Origin of the sequence: Pseudomonas sp. A-B-19 (genome assembly GCF_019947515.1) — a bacterium.
GTDB lineage: Bacteria > Pseudomonadota > Gammaproteobacteria > Pseudomonadales > Pseudomonadaceae > Aquipseudomonas.
The window spans coordinates 26,431-42,828 of sequence record NZ_JAGYGN010000013.1 but is presented as its reverse complement, the minus strand read 5'-3'; the positions used below and the strand labels follow the sequence as shown (position 1 = coordinate 42,828).

Annotated in this window: 17 protein-coding genes and 1 pseudogene; 9 read left to right on the top strand and 9 right to left on the bottom strand. The window is 61.1% G+C overall.

The genetic code is table 11. From position 1 onward, the window contains the following. Window positions 1-147: 147 nt before the first annotated feature. A complete protein-coding gene (locus KGA81_RS16090; RefSeq protein WP_007986374.1) occupies window positions 148-756 on the top strand; it encodes a tRNA-(ms[2]io[6]A)-hydroxylase in 609 nt (202 codons plus the stop codon). Between the two features lie 44 nt (window positions 757-800). Here KGA81_RS16090 and KGA81_RS16085 read toward each other — a convergent pair whose 3' ends face one another. The 5 genes and pseudogenes from KGA81_RS16085 to KGA81_RS16060 form a co-directional block, all read right to left on the bottom strand. Further along, the gene (locus tag KGA81_RS16085) at window positions 801-1,289 is read right to left on the bottom strand and encodes a GFA family protein (protein WP_223547182.1); all 489 of its coding nucleotides are present in this window, start codon (window positions 1,287-1,289) and stop codon (window positions 801-803) included. A 324-nt stretch (window positions 1,290-1,613) separates the two neighbouring features. Continuing rightward, a complete protein-coding gene (locus tag KGA81_RS16080) occupies window positions 1,614-2,231 on the bottom strand; it encodes a DNA-3-methyladenine glycosylase family protein (RefSeq protein WP_223547181.1) in 618 nt (205 codons plus the stop codon). 4 nt (window positions 2,232-2,235) lie between these two features. Beyond that, a complete protein-coding gene (locus KGA81_RS16075; RefSeq protein WP_223547180.1) occupies window positions 2,236-3,048 on the bottom strand; it encodes an isocitrate lyase/phosphoenolpyruvate mutase family protein in 813 nt (270 codons plus the stop codon). A 34-nt stretch (window positions 3,049-3,082) separates the two neighbouring features. After that, on the bottom strand, window positions 3,083-4,165 hold the full coding sequence (locus tag KGA81_RS16070) for a bifunctional transcriptional activator/DNA repair enzyme AdaA (protein ID WP_223547179.1): 1,083 nt from the start codon (window positions 4,163-4,165) through the stop codon (window positions 3,083-3,085). A 1,026-nt stretch (window positions 4,166-5,191) separates the two neighbouring features. After that, window positions 5,192-5,398, bottom strand: a pseudogene (locus KGA81_RS16060) (GDCCVxC domain-containing (seleno)protein); the annotation flags it as partial. A gap of 149 nt (window positions 5,399-5,547) precedes the next feature. On the opposite strand from KGA81_RS16060, the gene merR reads away from it, so the two are divergent. Further along, window positions 5,548-5,937, top strand: coding sequence for an Hg(II)-responsive transcriptional regulator (merR, locus tag KGA81_RS16055; RefSeq protein ID WP_263293358.1), 390 nt, complete (start codon window positions 5,548-5,550; stop codon window positions 5,935-5,937). A 21-nt stretch (window positions 5,938-5,958) separates the two neighbouring features. Here the strand turns inward: merR and KGA81_RS16050 are convergent, their stop codons facing one another. Further along, the gene (locus KGA81_RS16050; protein WP_223547177.1) at window positions 5,959-6,855 is read right to left on the bottom strand and encodes a DMT family transporter; all 897 of its coding nucleotides are present in this window, start codon (window positions 6,853-6,855) and stop codon (window positions 5,959-5,961) included. An 89-nt stretch (window positions 6,856-6,944) separates the two neighbouring features. Between KGA81_RS16050 and KGA81_RS16045 the strand changes: the two genes are divergently transcribed. Continuing rightward, complete coding sequence (locus KGA81_RS16045) at window positions 6,945-8,276, top strand: PLP-dependent aminotransferase family protein (RefSeq protein ID WP_223547176.1); 1,332 nt, start codon at window positions 6,945-6,947, stop codon at window positions 8,274-8,276. Window positions 8,277-8,394: 118 nt separating this feature from the next. After that, window positions 8,395-8,982 carry a LysE family translocator gene (locus KGA81_RS16040; RefSeq protein ID WP_223547175.1) on the top strand — a complete coding sequence of 196 codons (588 nt, stop codon included), beginning with the start codon at window positions 8,395-8,397 and terminating at the stop codon, window positions 8,980-8,982. Between the two features lie 231 nt (window positions 8,983-9,213). Here the strand turns inward: KGA81_RS16040 and KGA81_RS16035 are convergent, their stop codons facing one another. Both KGA81_RS16035 and KGA81_RS16030 read right to left on the bottom strand, forming a co-directional pair. Further along, window positions 9,214-10,059: an AraC family transcriptional regulator gene (locus KGA81_RS16035; RefSeq protein WP_223547174.1), complete on the bottom strand. Its 846-nt coding sequence runs from the start codon at window positions 10,057-10,059 to the stop codon at window positions 9,214-9,216. Window positions 10,060-10,092: 33 nt separating this feature from the next. Then, window positions 10,093-10,596: a VOC family protein gene (locus tag KGA81_RS16030; protein WP_223547173.1), complete on the bottom strand. Its 504-nt coding sequence runs from the start codon at window positions 10,594-10,596 to the stop codon at window positions 10,093-10,095. A 256-nt stretch (window positions 10,597-10,852) separates the two neighbouring features. Here KGA81_RS16030 and KGA81_RS16025 point away from each other — a divergent pair, with 256 nt between their 5' ends. The 4 genes from KGA81_RS16025 to KGA81_RS16010 all read left to right on the top strand — a co-directional run bounded on the left by KGA81_RS16025 (window position 10,853) and on the right by KGA81_RS16010 (window position 14,722). Continuing rightward, window positions 10,853-11,308, top strand: a complete 456-nt coding sequence (locus KGA81_RS16025) for a (2Fe-2S)-binding protein (protein ID WP_223547172.1) — start codon at window positions 10,853-10,855, stop codon at window positions 11,306-11,308. A 7-nt stretch (window positions 11,309-11,315) separates the two neighbouring features. Next, entirely contained in the window at window positions 11,316-13,484 is a 2,169-nt protein-coding gene (locus KGA81_RS16020; protein ID WP_223547171.1) for a xanthine dehydrogenase family protein molybdopterin-binding subunit, read from the top strand. A 1-nt stretch (window position 13,485) separates the two neighbouring features. Continuing rightward, a complete protein-coding gene (locus KGA81_RS16015; RefSeq protein WP_223547170.1) occupies window positions 13,486-14,067 on the top strand; it encodes a hypothetical protein in 582 nt (193 codons plus the stop codon). Between the two features lie 73 nt (window positions 14,068-14,140). Next, entirely contained in the window at window positions 14,141-14,722 is a 582-nt protein-coding gene (locus KGA81_RS16010) for a GGDEF domain-containing protein (RefSeq protein WP_223547169.1), read from the top strand. A gap of 123 nt (window positions 14,723-14,845) precedes the next feature. Here KGA81_RS16010 and KGA81_RS16005 read toward each other — a convergent pair whose 3' ends face one another. Continuing rightward, complete coding sequence (locus KGA81_RS16005; protein ID WP_223547168.1) at window positions 14,846-15,271, bottom strand: VOC family protein; 426 nt, start codon at window positions 15,269-15,271, stop codon at window positions 14,846-14,848. A gap of 113 nt (window positions 15,272-15,384) precedes the next feature. On the opposite strand from KGA81_RS16005, the gene KGA81_RS16000 reads away from it, so the two are divergent. Then, window positions 15,385-16,254 (top strand): LysR family transcriptional regulator, encoded by an 870-nt coding sequence (locus KGA81_RS16000; protein WP_223547167.1) that lies wholly within the window; start codon window positions 15,385-15,387, stop codon window positions 16,252-16,254. The last annotated feature ends 144 nt before the right edge of the window (window positions 16,255-16,398 follow it).

Here is a 16,398-nt window from a genome sequence, read left to right as displayed (position 1 = left end):
AAATAAAAAAAGCATGGCGTTGCACAACTATAGTTGTTGTGTGCGATTCGGGGAGTTGACGCATATCAACGGTTGGCAGACTGGTGGTCTATGGGCAGGCCGGTATAATCGGCGCCCTTCGTTTGAACCTATTAGTCCGTGAGCCCCATGATCCTTCCCGAAATTCACGAGTTCCTTGGCTGCCGCACCCCCGACGGCTGGATCCAGGCCGCGCTGGCCGATCAGGAAACCCTGCTGATCGACCACAAGAACTGCGAATTCAAGGCCGCCAGCACCGCGTTGAGCCTGATCGCCAAGTATCACTCCCACGTCGACCTGATCAACATGATGTCGCGCCTGGCCCGGGAAGAGCTGGTGCACCACGAACAGGTCATGCGCCTGATGAAACGCCGCAAGATCGAACTGCGCCAGCTGTCCGCCGGGCGTTACGCCTCGGGGCTGCGCAAGGTGGTACGCAGTCACGAGCCGGTGAAACTGGTAGACACATTGGTGGTGGGGGCGTTCATCGAGGCCCGCAGTTGCGAGCGTTTCGAAGCGCTGGTGCCGCATCTGGACGAAGAACTGGGCAAGTTCTATTTCGGTCTGCTCAAGAGCGAGGCCCGGCATTTCCAGGGTTACCTGAAGCTGGCTTATCAATATGGGGACGCCAAGGACATCGCCCAGGTGATCGACAAGGTCCGCGCCGCCGAACAGGAACTGATCGAATCGCCCGACGTGGAGTTCCGCTTTCATAGTGGTGTGCCGGCAGCGGCCTGATTATTCGGTGTTGTTTTTGCGAAGGGACCATCAGCAGGACAAAGCTAACGGCTCACACCCAGCCGTTCATGCCATTGGGCGATGGACTCTTCGGGATATTCGTCGAACTGTTTATCGCCGGGCAGGACCTGGACTTCCACCCAGGGCGCCTTCGAGCCGAGCATCAGGTGCGTGTGCTCCGGCGGCACCGGCAGTGGTGTATCGATGGCCGAAGCGAACGGGTGAATCAACTCCGGCCACTCCGGGCTGAACAACCACAGACCCGAGCCGCAGACTGAGCAGAAATGCCGCTCGGCGGTGCTGCTGTGGGCGCGTTTGTCGCCTTCTTCCTTGATCCGTGCATGGTAGATCGCGATGTGCTTGCGCCCGCGGACCCTGAGGCTGGCGGCATCGCCCCCGAGGTTGATCGCATAACCGCCCCCGCCCTGGGTCTTGCGGCAGATCGAGCAGTAGCAGCGCTGGTAAGGGTAGGGGTGGGCGCTGGTCAAACTGAACGACACCGCGCCGCAATGGCAGGAACCTTCGAGTTGCATGAGAGCCTCCGGCTATCTTGAACGTACCCGGTACAGCCTAGACCGTCAGGGTGACTTCGAAGCCTGCCCAGCGTTTGAAGGCTGAGGTCGAGTTGATCTGTTGGAGTGTGTCGCGCTGGCGAATCCCTGCGGTCGGGTATTCAACATGCGCCGGGCTCCGGGGAGAGTCATCATTGATCAGCAAGCGTGATAGGCCGTTGCATTGGTGGTGAATGGGTTGGCCCCTTCGCTGGCAAGCCAGCTCCTACGGGTTTTGTGTTCGACATAAGGCCTGTGAGCTGGCTTGTCGGGTCGCCGCATCGCAGCGAAGAACGATAACGCGGTCTACCGCCCGGGCACCCGCCACAAATACCAGGAAGCTACCGTCCGATAAGGGCTCCACGCCGAGCCGATCTCGATCATCTGCTTGCGCGTCGGCTGCACCTCCAGGCCCTTGAGCCGTCGATAACCCTCACGCACGCCAAAGTCATCGGCCGGCAGGATATCCGGCCGCTCCAGGCTGTAGATCAGCAGCATCTCCACGGTCCAGCGGCCCACACCGCGCAGCGTGATCAGACGTTCGATCAGCGCTTCATCGTCCATGGCCAGCGCCGTGGCGTAATCCGGTACCACGCCGGCCAGCGACGCCTGGGCGATGCCCTGAATGGTCGCGATCTTGCTCGCGGAAAAGCCGCAACTGCGCAGTTGGTCGAAATCTGTCGCGACGATCTGTTCAGGCCTGGGAAACGAATCCGTACCGAACAACGCCAGCAGCCGGCCGACAATCGCATCGCCGGCCCTGGCATGCAGTTGCTGATAGGCAATCGCCCGTACCAGCGACTCATACGGATCACGCGCCGCATGCGGCTGGTGCAGGCACGGACCGATGGCGTCGATGTGGCGGCGCCAGTCGTCATCGATGGCGGCCAGGAACTCACTGGCCGCCCGATAGCCGTCAGACATGGGCTCAGGCTTTCCCGGACGGTTTCAACAGGGCGTTCACTTCGCCATAGGTGAAGGCCTTCAGGTTGTGGGTGTCGAGCTTGCCGGTTTGCATAAAGCTTTTGGCTATGCAGGCCATGGCACCGTAGAGGAATTCGGCGATGCCCGAACCTGCGGTCAGCCGGCGTACGCCCAGTGCCTCGAGCACTTCGGGGGCCGGCAGGCCGGGGAATCCCAGCACATTCAGTGGCAGCGAGGTGCCTTGGCACAGCGCCTTGATCTCGTACTCGGCGGTAACGCCCGCCGCAAACAGGCCATTGGCCCCGGCCGCCTGATACAGCGCGGCGCGCCTGAGGGTTTCGGCGACGCGATCTTCGGCAGGTACCAGGCCCCGCAGGTAGACATCGGTGCGCGCATTGATAAACAGGTTCACGTTACGGCGATCGGCCACCTGGCGGGCGGTTTCAATCTTGCGTACCAGCAACTCCGGCGGTGAGGAGCCGTCTTCGATATTGATCCCGACAGCGCCGGCGGCGATCACCGCATCAACCACCTGGGCCACCCGTTCCAGGTCATCGGAATACCCCGCTTCGATGTCCACCGTCAGCGGCACCGAGATGACCCGGGCAATCGACTCGACGGTCGAGACCAGGCGTTCAAGGGGCAAGGTGTTGCCGTCCGGGTAGCCATGCACCCAGGCCACCGCCGCGCTGCTGGTGGCCACGGCCTTGTTGCCCAGTTGCTCCACCAGCCGCGCCCCGGCGGCATCGGCGACGTTGGTGAGGATCAGCAAGCCCTCGTGATGCAGTTGGTGCAGTTGATTGTCGAGCCTGTCCATCGAGCTTCCTTCCTTATGAAATAGACGTGGGGGATCAGAGCGCCAGTTGCTCCGTGAGCTGCATCGCCGCGTTCTCCAGCCTGAGCAAAAACGCCTTGCGCGGCTGGCCTCCAGCGTAGCCGGTCAACGAGCCGTCGGCGCCGATCACGCGGTGGCATGGCACGACAATCGATAAGCGGTTATGCCCGTTGGCCAGGCCCACTGCGCGGCTGGCACCGGGCTTGCCCAGGCTCGCCGCGATGGCGCCGTAGGTGGTGGTCCGGCCGTAAGGGATCTTCGCCAGTTCAGCCCAGACCCGGCGGGAGAACTCGCTGCCGGGCATGTGCAGGGCAACGCTGAACTCAGTGAGGATGCCGGCGAAATACGCGGACAATTGCGCTTCGATCTGCTGCAAATGAACGTTGTGTCCCGGCGCCACGGCATATCCGAAACGGTTCTGCAGCGCGTCGACCGCCGGATTCAGCGATGCCTGATCGAGAAACTCCAGCAGTACCAGCCCTCGCCGTTCGGCCATGGCGATCATCGGCCCCAACGGTGTGGTCAGGCGCGTGAACAGCAAAGGCTCGCTGTTGGCCGCACGGCCTGGAGTGACGTGAAACGACTTCTGGAAGGCATCGCGAAAACCGCTCAGGGACTCGTAGCCGGAATCGAAAGCAACGTCGTCGATGGAGTCGCCCTGTTTGATCCCGCCCAGCGCCATGCCCAGGCGCCGGGCGCGCAGCCACGCGTGGAAGGTCATGCCGAAATGCTGCTTGAACCAGCGGCGCAGTTTCAGCGGTTCGATGCCTTCGGCCAACAGATGGGCGTCGGTCCAGCGCTGTTCCGGGTCGGCGTCTATCGATTTGAACAGTTTCTGCACCCAGTCCGGCGCGCTGGCGGCGGTGTCCATCGGCTTGCAGCGCAGGCAGGCGCGGTAACCCGCCGCCAGGCACTGTTCGGCGCTGGCAAAGAACTCGACGTTCGCAGGCTTCGGGCTGCGGGCGGTGCAACCGGGGCGGCAGAAGATGCCTGTGGTCTTGACCGCCGTGAAGAACACGCCCTCGTAGGAGGTGTCTCGCTCGAGCATGGCGCGAACCATTTCGGCACGGAGTGGAAGCAACGTTCTATGTAGGTTCATGGGCGCAGCATAGATCGCGTCACGGGTGGCCTCCACCGGAAAATCGACAGCGAATTTCGGACCGCAAAGCAATCGACCACAAAAAAACGAATCCCTCAGGCACGACGAGCCATCAGCCGCACCGAAACCGCTGCTGCACAGGAACAGGTCACGCTATGGGATTGATGGTCTACACTCGTGCCGCTTGATCCCCTCAGGCTCCTTACTTTCTTGCCCGCCTTGCGCGGGTTTTTTTTGGAAAAAATCCATGACCCTTGGGATGGCTCTGACGGCCTGCGCCAACGTGGTCTCGGCACCGAAGTGGAAAAGAGCGACCAGGGCTGGATGCGTCAACATCCAGCCCGGTCGCGGTCCCTGCAGATGCTCCCTGCAAGTCCCGCCAAGGCACTTTTTACTTACCTTAAACAATGACTGTATGCAATATGTTTATCCATACAGTAAAATCTTGCTATTTATGTCTACACTTATTATCCCGTCGATGGGCGGCAGATACTTCACCAAACAAGGTGGAAATTTTCTTCGACTCCAGGGGGGCGTTCAGATCGAGGCACTGATCAATGCTGCGCAGAAGGTGATTGGCGGGGATGTGATCTTCAGGTTGAACGAGTAAAACAGTCTCTCCTCGAGAACCTCGATTTTGGTTGACTGACTTCCTCAGTGCGTGAAGCTGCCAGCCATTTGTGTTTATAAAATCAGGTAGTGATTCACTTTTCCCCTGGATCAAAGCCAATACAGGATAGCAATGGACCACAACCAGCCGATGCTGAGGGTGATCGTAAGGTAGATCATCATAAGCATCAGAGGCTGATTCCACATGACACACCTCCCATAACCGCTGCTTTTACATGGGTGCCTGGTAAATTGGGAGCTCCTATGAGCAATAGAGCAATAATCAGGCCATTTGAGTAAAAGACGTTTGGCCGCAAGCCTTGGGCCTTTAGCACTACGTTCCGGCTACTTCCTGCCCCTACCTCTCCCCCCAAAAACGGGCTTCCCCACGTGTGGGGGAGCGTCCGTCCCGATGCCACAGCATCCGCGCCGCTCCTGGATCGGCGGACACTTCATCGAGCCAAACGAGCAGAACACACAGCAGTCACCGGGATTTGGACGCAGCAGAGTCCTGCAATTGCCACATTCGTAGAAAAACTGGCAAGCATCTGTGGGCATGGCTTCGCGCTTGGCGAAATTGCAGTGGGGGCAGGTCAACACGGATTCCAGGATGATGGCTCTCATGGCGGCCTCATTTGTGCACGGTGGAGGGATCGCCGGCATTCGTCCCCTTGCCGATTGGTTGAACCATCGTCTTCTCCATTGAATCGGTCTAACCTAGAGTCACTTTACACTCCGTACCCAAGTACAGAATCAAGGGGGGTGTGATAGCGATGGCAATGAGTATCGGCAAATTGGCGGAAGCTGCCGGAGTGAACATCGAGACTATTCGCTATTACCAGCGACGCGGCTTGCTGGATGAGCCGCCAAAACCGCTCGCTGGTTATCGCTACTATCTACCGGAGCAGGTCAAGCGGCTGCGCTTTATCAAACGGGCACAGGCGCTGGGATTCACCCTGGATGAGGTGGGCACACTGCTGACACTGGATGCGGCCCGCGCTTGTAGCGAGACCCGGGCGCTGGCCGTGCGAAAGATGGGCATGATCGAGAAAAAGATGGCCGACCTTGGTGCAATGCAGCAGGTGCTTGGCGAACTGGTGCGGCAATGCGATGCAGGCGACGGAGCCGCTTGCCCTATCATCGATGCGCTGAACGGGGAGTGATTGTTTGCTTGCTACGCCGGGCTATCTGGCGAATTTTTTCGCCCCGGCGACGCAAAGGATCACGGCAACGGTGACACCCAGCATGCCGAGGCTCACATGCTCATGCAGCAGGGTGGCGGCCAGGGAAAGCCCGAAAAACGGCTGAAGCAGCTGCAATTGTCCAACGGCGGCGATGCCCCCTTGGGCCAGTCCGCGATACCAGAACACGAAACCGATCAGCATGCTGAACAGCGAGACGTAAGCCAGGCTGAACCAGGCCGGCGTGCTGATGCCGGTGAACGAAGCCGGCATACGCATCCAGCTCAGCGCCGCCACGACCGGCAGCGACAGCACCAGCGCCCAGCAAATCACCTGCCAGCCACCGAGCGTGCGCGACAGCTTCGCGCCCTCGGCATAACCCAGGCCGCAGGCGAGGATGGCCAGCAGCATCAGAATGTCGCCTTGCGGGGAGGCGGTCAGGCCTTGGGACAGGGCAAACCCGACCACCAGCAAACTGCCCAGCACCGAGAAAATCCAGAATGCCGCCCGTGGCCGCTCGCCGCCGCGCAGGACGCCGAACACCGCCGTCGCCAGAGGCAGCAGGCCGACGAAGACGATGGAGTGCGCGGACGTCACGTATTGCAGTGCCAGCGCTGTCAGCAACGGGAAACCGATGACCACGCCCATGGCAACGATGAGCAGCGGTATCAGTTGCTGGCGCACCGGACGTTTTTCCTTGAATAACCCCAGCAGGCACAGCGCCAGGATCGCGGCGATGGTCGCGCGGGCGACCGTCAGGAACAGCGGATCGAACTCCAGCACCGCCACCCGTGTCGCCGGCAGCGAGCCGCTGAAAATGACCACGCCGATCAGGCCGTTGATCCAGCCGCCGGTGCTGTTTTCCAGCGTCTGGTGTTGCAGGTTCGAGGTCCGTTCCATTTGGCTTACGCTCATTGGCTGATTGCACGAAACTCATCGTATGAGCGACTATCGATACAATCAAAAAATTGTCATGGATACATCTCGACATGCCTCGATCCCGCTACAAAACCCTGGTGGATGCCTTTGCTGCCGACATCCGTTGCGGGCGATTGCCGCCTGGCACGCGCCTGCCGACTCACCGGCAACTGGCCGCCGAGCACGGTTTGGCGCTGGTCACCGCCAGCCGGGTGTATGCCGAACTGGAAGGCATGGGGCTGGTCAGCGGCGAAACCGGTCGCGGGACCTTTGTCAGGGAAACTTCGCTGCCGCCGGGGCAGGGCATCTCCCAGCACGTGGTGGCGGCGGGGATGATCGACCTGAATTTCAACTACCCGTCCTTGCCCGGTCAGGCCGACCTGCTGCGTGCTGCCTTGCGTCAGTTGGCGTTGTCCGGTGACCTGGAATCCCTTCTGCGCTATCAGCCTCACGCGGGGCGCCTGCATGAGCGGGCTTCGGTCGCGCGTCATCTGCTTGACCGCGGGCTGAGCGTGCCGGCCGGGCAGGTGTTGATCGTCAGCGGCGCCCAGCATGGCCTGGCGGTGGCGATGATGACGCTGCTCAAGCCCGGCGATGTGATCGCCGCCGATGCGCTGACCTATCCCGGCTTCAAGACGCTGGCCGAAACCCTGCATCTGGAGGTCTTGCCGATTCCGGTCACGGATACCGGGCCTGACCTGCCCGCCCTGGAAAAACTCTGCCGCAGCCGTTCGGTACGGGCCGTCTACTCGATGCCGACCTTGCATAACCCCTTGGGCTGGGTGATGGACCTCGATCAGCGTGAGCAGTTGGTGGCGATCGCGCGTCGGCATGACCTGACGATCATCGAGGACGCCGCCTACGCGTTTCTGGCCGAAAACGTACCGCCACCGCTGGCCGAATTGGCGCCTGAGCGGACGGTGTACGTGTCCGGTCTGTCGAAGAATATCGCCACCGGGCTGCGCGTTGGCTTCATTGCCGCACCCGCGCAATGGATCGCTGCCTTCGAGCGCACCGTCATGGCGACCACCTGGAACACCCCCGGCGTGATGACCGCCATCGCCACGGCCTGGCTCGACGATGGCACTGTCAGCCAGCTTGAGGCGCAAAAACGCGCGGACGCCCAGGCCCGGCAAGCCCTGGCTCGCGAGGTGCTGGCAGGGCTCAGGACCATCAGTCACCCGAACTCTTATTTCATCTGGCTGCCATTGGCGGAGGACGCCCGCGCTGACCAGATCGCCATGGCGCTGATGCGCGAACAGGTGTCGGTATCGCCGGCCGAGCCCTTTGCGATATCAACCCATGTGCCCCACGCGATCCGCCTGGCATTGGGCTCCGTGGACATGGACTCGCTGCGTGTTGCATTGACCAAAGTGAAAAGCGTCGTGGGTTACTACTCATAGAAATACAGGGTCATAGCGATACAAGGTCATAGCGATACAGGGCAGTTTTCTTCAATACGCGAGCCGCTCGGCTCTTTACCTTGAGGGCCTTGTTCAACTCGATGGAAGAAGGTGTGCAATGAGTCTGATGATGTCCATGGCGGCGTTTGCGCTGGTCGCCTCGATCACGCCGGGGCCGGTCAATATCGTGGCGCTGAGTTCGGGCGCCCGGTTCGGCTTCAGGGCCAGCCAGCGCCATGTGGCGGGGGCTACGCTGGGGTTTGTCTTGCTGCTGGTGCTGATGGGGTTGGGCTTGCATGAATTGTTGCAACGCTGGCCGGCGCTGACGCAGGGGGTGCAATGGGCGGGCGTGGCTTTTCTGCTGTACATGGCCTTCAAGCTGGCGGCTGACAACGGGCAGGTGCAAGCCCGGGAAGCGGCCCAGGCCCCGTCGATGCTGTATGGCGCCATCATGCAATGGCTCAACCCGAAGGCCTGGCTGGCCTGCGTGGCCGGCATGGGCGCGTTTGTTGCTGATGGCGAGGCACGGCTGGTGTGGCAGTTCGCGGCGATTTATCTGGTGATCTGTTATGTGTCGGTCGGTAGCTGGGCTTATGCCGGGACGTTTTTGAGCGGTTTTCTGAACAATGCGGCGGGGATGCGTCTGTTCAATCGAGCGATGGCGTTGTTGCTGGTAGTGAGTGCGGTGTATCTGTTGCTGCCGTAACGGCGGTCACTACAAATTCTGTGGCGAAGTTACAGCTTTTGTGGCGAGGGAGCTTGCTCCCGCTGGGCTGCGAAGCGGCCCCCGCTTTCCTTCAGATAAATCTTGCATGCAGGATTTGCGACGGCTTCGCCGCCGAGCGGGAGCAAGCTCCCTCGCCACAGACTCAACCAAGCCACAGACTCAGTCAGGCCACAGACTCAACCAAACCACAGATTCAGTCGGGCCACAGACTCAGCCAGTGCCTCCCCCCCGATACTGCCCCGGCGTCGCCGCCAGGTGCTGTTTGAATGTCCGTTGAAAATGCGCCTGATCGGCGAACCCCGCTTCCAGTGCCACGTCCGCGATCAGTTTGCCGCTGCGCAGTTGATCCTGGGCGTACTGGATGCGCCGGTTGACCAGGAACGCGTGGGGCGTCATGCCGAAATGTAGTTTGAACGCCCGTATCAGGTAGGACGGTGACAGTTGTGCCGCCGCGCAAATGTCTTCGAGCTTGAGCTGGTGTGTACAGTTGTCGCGGATATATTCGGCAGCGCGTTCCAGTTTGAAGTTGGGCTCGCGCAGCGGCTGTGCTACCGGGTTGAGCTGCAATTGCACTTCGCTGAAGAACTCCACCGCCAGGCTTTGTTTGCGCAAGACGTCCTGTTGCGGATCGACCAGCACCTCATACAAATCGTTGAGGCCTGCAAACAGACGGGCATCCCGCGTATGGGTGACCGAAAACCGGCGAAACGCAGCGTCATCGCTGAACCCGAGCTGATGCTGCAAATCGGTCAGCCACGGCGTGTCGACGTACAGCATCAGGTACGACCAGGATTGGTCTTCGATCGGGTTGCAGGCATGGACGTCGCCAGGGTTCATCAGTACGACGGTACCGACGCTGACCTCGAACGCCGACTGCTCATGGAGATAGGTGCTGCGTCCGGCGGTGATCGCCCCGATGGAGAAGTGTTCGTGGGCATGCCGGGTGTAGCAGACTTCGCGCCCGTCGGCGATGGAGCGGGCTTCGATGAAGGGCAGGGCGTCATCGCGCCAGAAGCGCGGGGCCTTGTCGGCGTTTTTGGCAACGGCGTGCTTCATGCTCACTCCTGGGCAGGTCAGTGCCCGAGTGTATTAGCTCTCGCCGTCGAAGGCGCGCTGCAATGCCGCAATATCGAGTTTTTTCATCTGCATCATCGCCTGCATGGCCCGTTGGGATTTTTTCGTGTCGGGGTCTTTGATCATGTCCATCATTGCCACGGGCACGATCTGCCATGACAGCCCGAACTTGTCCTTGAGCCAACCGCATTGCTGGGCCTCGGGCGCGCCACCGGCCGACAGGTTGCCCCAGTAATGGTCGACTTCTTCCTGGGTCAGGCAATTGACCTGAAACGACACCGCCTCATTGAACTTGAATGACGGCCCGCCGTTGAGACCGGTGAAACTCTGCCCGTCGAGTTCGAAGCTGACGGTCATGACCGAACCTTCCGGCCGGCCATGGAGCTCGAAACCGGCGTGGCCGTAGTAGGTGACGGCAGTGATTTTCGAATGATCGAAGATCGAACAATAGAATTTCGCGGCCTCTTCGGCCTGATCGTCGAACCACAGGCAGGGTGTGAGTTTTTGTACATGTAGCATGGTGCCAACTCCTCTGCAGGTTACGCATGTCCCGGACTTTCAGCGTAGTCAGCCTGTGGTCGCTCGGTCGTACCGTAGATCGAGAAAATGGCCCCATGGCCGCCCATCGAGGCGGCCTTTTGATGACCGGTGGTCGATGCACCACGGTCTGCCGGCAAATCTGCGCTTAGCTGAAGGGATAACCCGAGGCGCGCGCAGGTTGTACAAGGCTGCAGCGACGCCCCTTCAGATCACTGTGAGTCTGAGGAATTGCGCCATGCTGACCCTGAACATCAATGGCCAGGATCAGGAGCTGGATGTCCCCGCCGACATGCCGCTGCTCTGGGTCTTGCGCGATGTCGCCCACCTCACCGGCACCAAATTCGGTTGTGGCATAGCCCAATGCGGGGCCTGCACCGTGCACGTCGATGGCGCTCCGCTACGCTCTTGCATCACACCGGCCACCGCCGTGGCCCATGGACAGAAGATTCTCACCATCGAAGGCCTGTCCGCGGACGGTTCGCACCCGGTGCAACAGGCCTGGGCAGAACTCGACGTGGTCCAGTGTGGTTACTGCCAGTCCGGGCAGATCATGTCGGCGGCGGCGTTGCTGGCGAAAACTCCGAAACCGACCGACAGCGACATCGATCAGGCGCTGTCCGGCAACATCTGCCGCTGCGGCACTTACCCGCGCATTCGCGCGGCGGTCAAGCGCGCCGCCGAGCTGGGTTGAGGTGGCCATGAACAGCATCAACGCGTTATCGCGCCGTGGTTTTCTCAAGGGCAGTGCGTTGCTGGGTAGTGGACTGGTGGTCGCCTTTGTCATTCCTGGCGCTCATCGGTTCGCCATGGGCGCAGAGAACCAGGGCAATGTGTTTGCGCCCAACGCCTTCCTGCGCATTGGCAATGACAACAGCGTCACCGTGTTGCTCGGCCATTCGGAAATGGGCCAGGGCATCTGGACCGGCCTGACCATGCTGATCGCCGAAGAACTCGACGCCGACTGGTCGAAAATCCGCGTCGAGCATTCCCCGGCATCGGCCGCCGATTACGGCATGCCCGGGTTTGGCGGGATGCAGATCACTGGTGGTTCGACCTCGACCTGGATGGAATTCGACCGCTATCGACAGGCCGGCGCGGCGGCACGCTTGATGCTGATCGACGCGGCGGCCAAGCGCTTCAATGTCGCTCCATCCGAGATTCATACCGAATCGGGCGTAGTCATTGCCGGTGAGCATCGTGCAACTTATGGCGAGTTGGCCGATGACGCCGGGCAATTGCCACGGCCGGACCCGGCCTCGATCAAACTCAAGGACGCCAAAGACTGGCGGCTGATCGGTAAACCCACCCAGCGTCTGGACACGCCGGAGAAAATCACTGGCCGGGCGAAATTCGGCATGGATGTGCAGTTCGACGGGCTGATGACAGCGATGGTCGCCCGTTCACCCACCTTCGGCGGCAGCGTCAAATCCTTTGAAGGCGCCGAAGCGCTGGCGATTCCGGGCGTGCACAAAGTGGTGCAAGTGCCGACCGGCATCGCGGTGATCGCCGATCATTTCTGGGCGGCGAAGCTGGGGCGCGATGCGCTGAAAATCGAGTGGAACCCGGGGCCGAATGCCGGGCTCAATAGCCAGGCGCTGCTGGAAAACTTCCGCAAACTCGCCGCTACCCCCGGCCTGAACGCCGGTCAGGCCGGTGATACCCAGGCTGCGCTGGCGAAAGCGGCCAAGACGATTGACGCTGAATACAGCGTGCCTTATCTGGCGCACGCGCCGATGGAGCCACTGAACTGCACGGTGAGCATCACCAAGGACAAGTGCGAAATCTGGACCGGCACCCAGTTCCAGACCCTGGACCAAATGGTCGCCGGGAAAATCACCGGGCTCAAACCCGAACAGGTCGAGATCCATACCGAGTTTCTCGGTGGCGGCTTCGGGCGCCGGGCCAACCCGACCTCGGACTTCGTCAGCGAAGCGGTGTACGTCGCCAAGGCCGCCGGTGCACCGGTGAAAACCGTATGGGCGCGGGAAGATGACATCCGCGGTGGCTATTACCGCTCGGCGTTCCTGCACCATGCGCGTATCGGGCTGGGGGCCGACGGCCTGCCGCTGGCATGGAAGCATGTGCTGGTCGGACAGTCGATCATGGCCGGGACTTCCCTTGAAGCGAGGATGGTCAAGGACGGGATCGACAAGACCTCCGTCGAAGGCGTGGCCGACAGCCCTTACTTCGAAGGACTGGCCAATCACCAGATCGAACTGCACTCACCGCAAACCGGGATCAGCGTGTTGTGGCTGCGTTCGGTGGGGCACACCCACACGGCGTTTGTCATGGAATCGCTGATCGATGAACTGGCCACGGCGGCCGGCAAGGATCCGGTGGAATATCGACGCACCTTGCTCAAGGACCATCCGCGTCACCTCGGTGTGCTGAACCTCGCGGTGGAGAAGGCCAACTGGACCGCGCCGCTGCCGGACGGCCATGCATTGGGTGTGGCGGTGCATGAGTCGTTCGGCAGCTACGTGGCCCAGGTGGCCGAGGTGTCCCAGGACAACCTCGCCATCCGCGTGCATCGGGTGGTGTGTGCGGTGGACTGCGGCATTGCGGTGAACCCGCAGAGCGTCGCCGCGCAGATGGAATCGTGCATCACCTTTGGCCTCAGCTTCGCCTTGCACAGTAAGCTGACGCTCAAGGACGGGCAGGTGGTGCAGTCCAACTATCACGACTATCAGGTGCTGCGGCTCAACGAAATGCCGGTGGTCGAAGTGCATATCGTACCCGGCAGCGACAAACCCGGCGGTATCGGCGAAGCCGGTGTGCCGCCCACGGCACCGGCGGTGGCCAATGCAGTGTTTGCCCTGACCGGGCAGCGCCTGCGGGAGTTGCCGTTGCAGCTGTCGGGAGTGTGAGATGAAACGACATCACTGGTTGCTTGGGACGGTGATCCTGATCTGTCTCATCGCCTACGCATCGCACGTGTTCGCCGAAGACCGCGAGGCCTTGCAGGCGTTCGACACCGTGCAGAAAGTCTTCCAGAGCCCGCGTTGCCAGAACTGCCACATTCCCGGTGATTCGCCGCTGCAATTCGATGCCGGCGTGCCCCACGCGATGAATGTCGTGCGCGGCATGGACGGCAAGGGCTCGGCCGGGTTGCCCTGTGCAACGTGCCATGGGCAAAGCAATCCGCCGGCCAGTTACGGTCCGCACGCGCCGCCGGGGGCGCCACACTGGAGCCTGCCGCCGGCAGCACAGCGGATGGCCTGGATTGGCCTCCCGGCCGACCGGCTGTGCGCGATGATCAAGGATCGCTCCAGCAACGGCGACCGGGACTTCGCCGCGCTGATCAAACACGTCAGCGACGACAAACTGGTGCTGTGGGGCTGGAATCCGGGCGGCAATCGCGCGCCGGTGCCGGTACCACACGATATCTTCGTCACCCGGTTCAAGCGCTGGGCCGATGCAGGAGGGCCGTGTCCGGTGGCGGGTAGCTGACCAGCGGCACGCTAACAGGGAGTCAATGCGGGCATGGGCGACTCTAATGAACATATCCGCCAAGGAGTGAACGATGTTGATTTCAGGTAAAGCGGGCAAATCGGGTCGATCCGCGAACCCGTTGCTCACGCCACAGCAAGAACGTGAACGGCTGCGGGATCTGGCGCGTCAGGCCGAGCAAGAGCTGGCGGGGGTGCAGATGGCGAGCATGGACGAGCTGACGCTGCTGTCCAATCGCCATGGTTTCACCGAACTGGCCCGGCTCGGGCTGGAGGCTTGCCGGGAACTGGAGACGTCGGCGACGCTGCTGTACTTCACCCTCGATGAATTCAAACACATCTGCTATCTGTATGGCCGGACCAAAGGTGACGATGCACTCAAGACGTTCGCCGATGTCCTGCGTATCGGTTTTCGTGAAAGCGATGTGGTCGGCCGACTCGAAGGCGACCGGTTCGTGGCATTGCTGACCGGTTCCAGCGTCGTGGAGATTGAGGCGATCAAGGCCCGGCTCAATGAGATTCTCGATGAGCGCAACGCCACGGCGCATCGCAGTTATGACATTCGGTTCAGTGTTACCCAGGTCGAATATGACCCCGTTGTTCATGACTCGATCGAGGAGCTGCTGGGTGAGGCCGAGCGGGTGATGAGCCGTTAGATCGCAGTTGGGTTGGCGGGCCTCATCGCGAGCAAGCTCGCTCCCACAGTGGATTTGTGGCGTTCACAAAAACCTGTGGGAGCGAGCTTGCCCGCGAAGAGGTCCGAACAGGCACCACAACGTTCACTTGGCAAACAACTGCCCAATGTCCTTGAACGCCTTGAACTCCAGCGCATTGCCGCAAGGATCAAACAGAAACATCGTCGCCTGTTCACCCACCAGCCCCTGAAAACGAATGCCTGGCTCGATCACGAAGCGAGTCCCCAGCGACTTCAATCGTGCGGCCAGCGCCTCCCATTCCGCCATCCCGAGCACCACGCCAAAATGCGGCACCGGCACATCGTGACCATCGACGGCATTGGTGTGCGCGGCTTCCTGCGAAGGGGTTTTCGGTGCCAGGTGAATCACCAGTTGATGACCGAAGAAATTGAAATCCACCCAATGATCGCTGGAGCGACCTTCTTCCAGATCCAGCACTGAACCATAGAATTGTCGGGCGGCCGGCAAGTCGTAGACCGGGATGGCCAAGTGAAATGGGGACAGTTGCATCAGGAGAACCTCGTTGGCGGGTGTGGACGTGTTGAGTTTAGTCCTGTGATTTTTGATTGAAAGACGATAATTTTTGCATCGAGCTCAAATTATTTCGATCAATCGAGGTCGCCATGCTGCGAGAACTGAAAACCTTTATCGCCGTGGCGCGCCACGGCACCTTCGCTGCGGCCGGCATGCACATCGGCCTGACACAATCGGCGGTCAGCGCGCAGATTCGCAACCTGGAACAGGCGCTGGGCATCCGTCTGTTCGACCGCACCGGGCGTCAGGCGCTGCTCAATGCGGCGGGGCAGCGCGCGTTGCCGATGGCCAGGGAGATACTCGAAACCTTCAGCCGCATGGCCGTCAGTGATGATGTCAGTGAGTACCGTGGCGAACTGAAAATCGGCGCGGTGGCCACCGCCCAGACTGGCCTGCTGCCCCAGGCATTGTTGAAATTGCGCCAACAGGCGCCCTTGCTGGAACCCAAGCTGGTGCCCGGGGTGTCACTGAATCTGCTGAGTCAGGTGGACACCGGAGAAGTGGACCTGGCGATCCTGATCAAACCGCCGTTCGAGTTGCCCAAGGAGTTGTTCGCGCAGGTGATTCGCCGGGAACCGTTCGTGCTCATCGTACCGGCGGATCTGGACAGCGATGATCCGTTGCGACTGCTCGCCCAGCACCCGCATGTGCGCTACGACCGCAATTCGTTTGGCGGGCGGCTGGTGACGCGGTTTCTGCGCGAACAGAAGATCGAGGTGCATGTGGCCCTGGAGCTGGATGAACTGGAGGCCATCGTGAAAATGGTCGAGTGTGGGTTAGGCGTGTCATTGCTGCCCGAAGCCGGATTATGGCTTGAGCATGGAGCAGGGGTGCGGATCGTCCCGCTGGGTGAACTGACTTTTTATCGGGAGATCGTGCTGTTGCAGCGCTACAGCCAGCGGATGCAGCCGATTCAGCAGTTGTTTGCGCAATGTCTGAAACAACACAGCCCCCTGTAGGAGCGAGCTTGCTCGCGAAGGTCGTCAACGATAACGCGCGCAGTCTGGATGAACGCGGCGTGCCCGGGTTTTTCGCGAGCAAGCTCGCTCCTACAGAGGGGCTGCATCGGGCAGGGAAATCGCAGGCCATAAAAAACCCGCCGG

Excerpts from the sequence above, each read along its gene's own strand:
- KGA81_RS16090 (WP_007986374.1), top strand. The coding sequence starts at position 148 with ATGATCCTTCCCGAAATTCACGAGTTCCTTGGCTGCCGCACCCCCGAC.
- KGA81_RS16085 (WP_223547182.1), bottom strand. The coding sequence starts at position 1,289 with ATGCAACTCGAAGGTTCCTGCCATTGCGGCGCGGTGTCGTTCAGTTTG.
- KGA81_RS16080 (WP_223547181.1), bottom strand. The coding sequence starts at position 2,231 with ATGTCTGACGGCTATCGGGCGGCCAGTGAGTTCCTGGCCGCCATCGAT.
- KGA81_RS16075 (WP_223547180.1), bottom strand. The coding sequence starts at position 3,048 with ATGGACAGGCTCGACAATCAACTGCACCAACTGCATCACGAGGGCTTG.
- KGA81_RS16070 (WP_223547179.1), bottom strand. The coding sequence starts at position 4,165 with ATGAACCTACATAGAACGTTGCTTCCACTCCGTGCCGAAATGGTTCGC.
- merR (WP_263293358.1), top strand. The coding sequence starts at position 5,548 with ATGGCAATGAGTATCGGCAAATTGGCGGAAGCTGCCGGAGTGAACATC.
- KGA81_RS16050 (WP_223547177.1), bottom strand. The coding sequence starts at position 6,855 with ATGGAACGGACCTCGAACCTGCAACACCAGACGCTGGAAAACAGCACC.
- KGA81_RS16045 (WP_223547176.1), top strand. The coding sequence starts at position 6,945 with ATGCCTCGATCCCGCTACAAAACCCTGGTGGATGCCTTTGCTGCCGAC.
- KGA81_RS16040 (WP_223547175.1), top strand. The coding sequence starts at position 8,395 with ATGAGTCTGATGATGTCCATGGCGGCGTTTGCGCTGGTCGCCTCGATC.
- KGA81_RS16035 (WP_223547174.1), bottom strand. The coding sequence starts at position 10,059 with ATGAAGCACGCCGTTGCCAAAAACGCCGACAAGGCCCCGCGCTTCTGG.
- KGA81_RS16030 (WP_223547173.1), bottom strand. The coding sequence starts at position 10,596 with ATGCTACATGTACAAAAACTCACACCCTGCCTGTGGTTCGACGATCAG.
- KGA81_RS16025 (WP_223547172.1), top strand. The coding sequence starts at position 10,853 with ATGCTGACCCTGAACATCAATGGCCAGGATCAGGAGCTGGATGTCCCC.
- KGA81_RS16020 (WP_223547171.1), top strand. The coding sequence starts at position 11,316 with ATGAACAGCATCAACGCGTTATCGCGCCGTGGTTTTCTCAAGGGCAGT.
- KGA81_RS16015 (WP_223547170.1), top strand. The coding sequence starts at position 13,486 with ATGAAACGACATCACTGGTTGCTTGGGACGGTGATCCTGATCTGTCTC.
- KGA81_RS16010 (WP_223547169.1), top strand. The coding sequence starts at position 14,141 with ATGTTGATTTCAGGTAAAGCGGGCAAATCGGGTCGATCCGCGAACCCG.
- KGA81_RS16005 (WP_223547168.1), bottom strand. The coding sequence starts at position 15,271 with ATGCAACTGTCCCCATTTCACTTGGCCATCCCGGTCTACGACTTGCCG.
- KGA81_RS16000 (WP_223547167.1), top strand. The coding sequence starts at position 15,385 with ATGCTGCGAGAACTGAAAACCTTTATCGCCGTGGCGCGCCACGGCACC.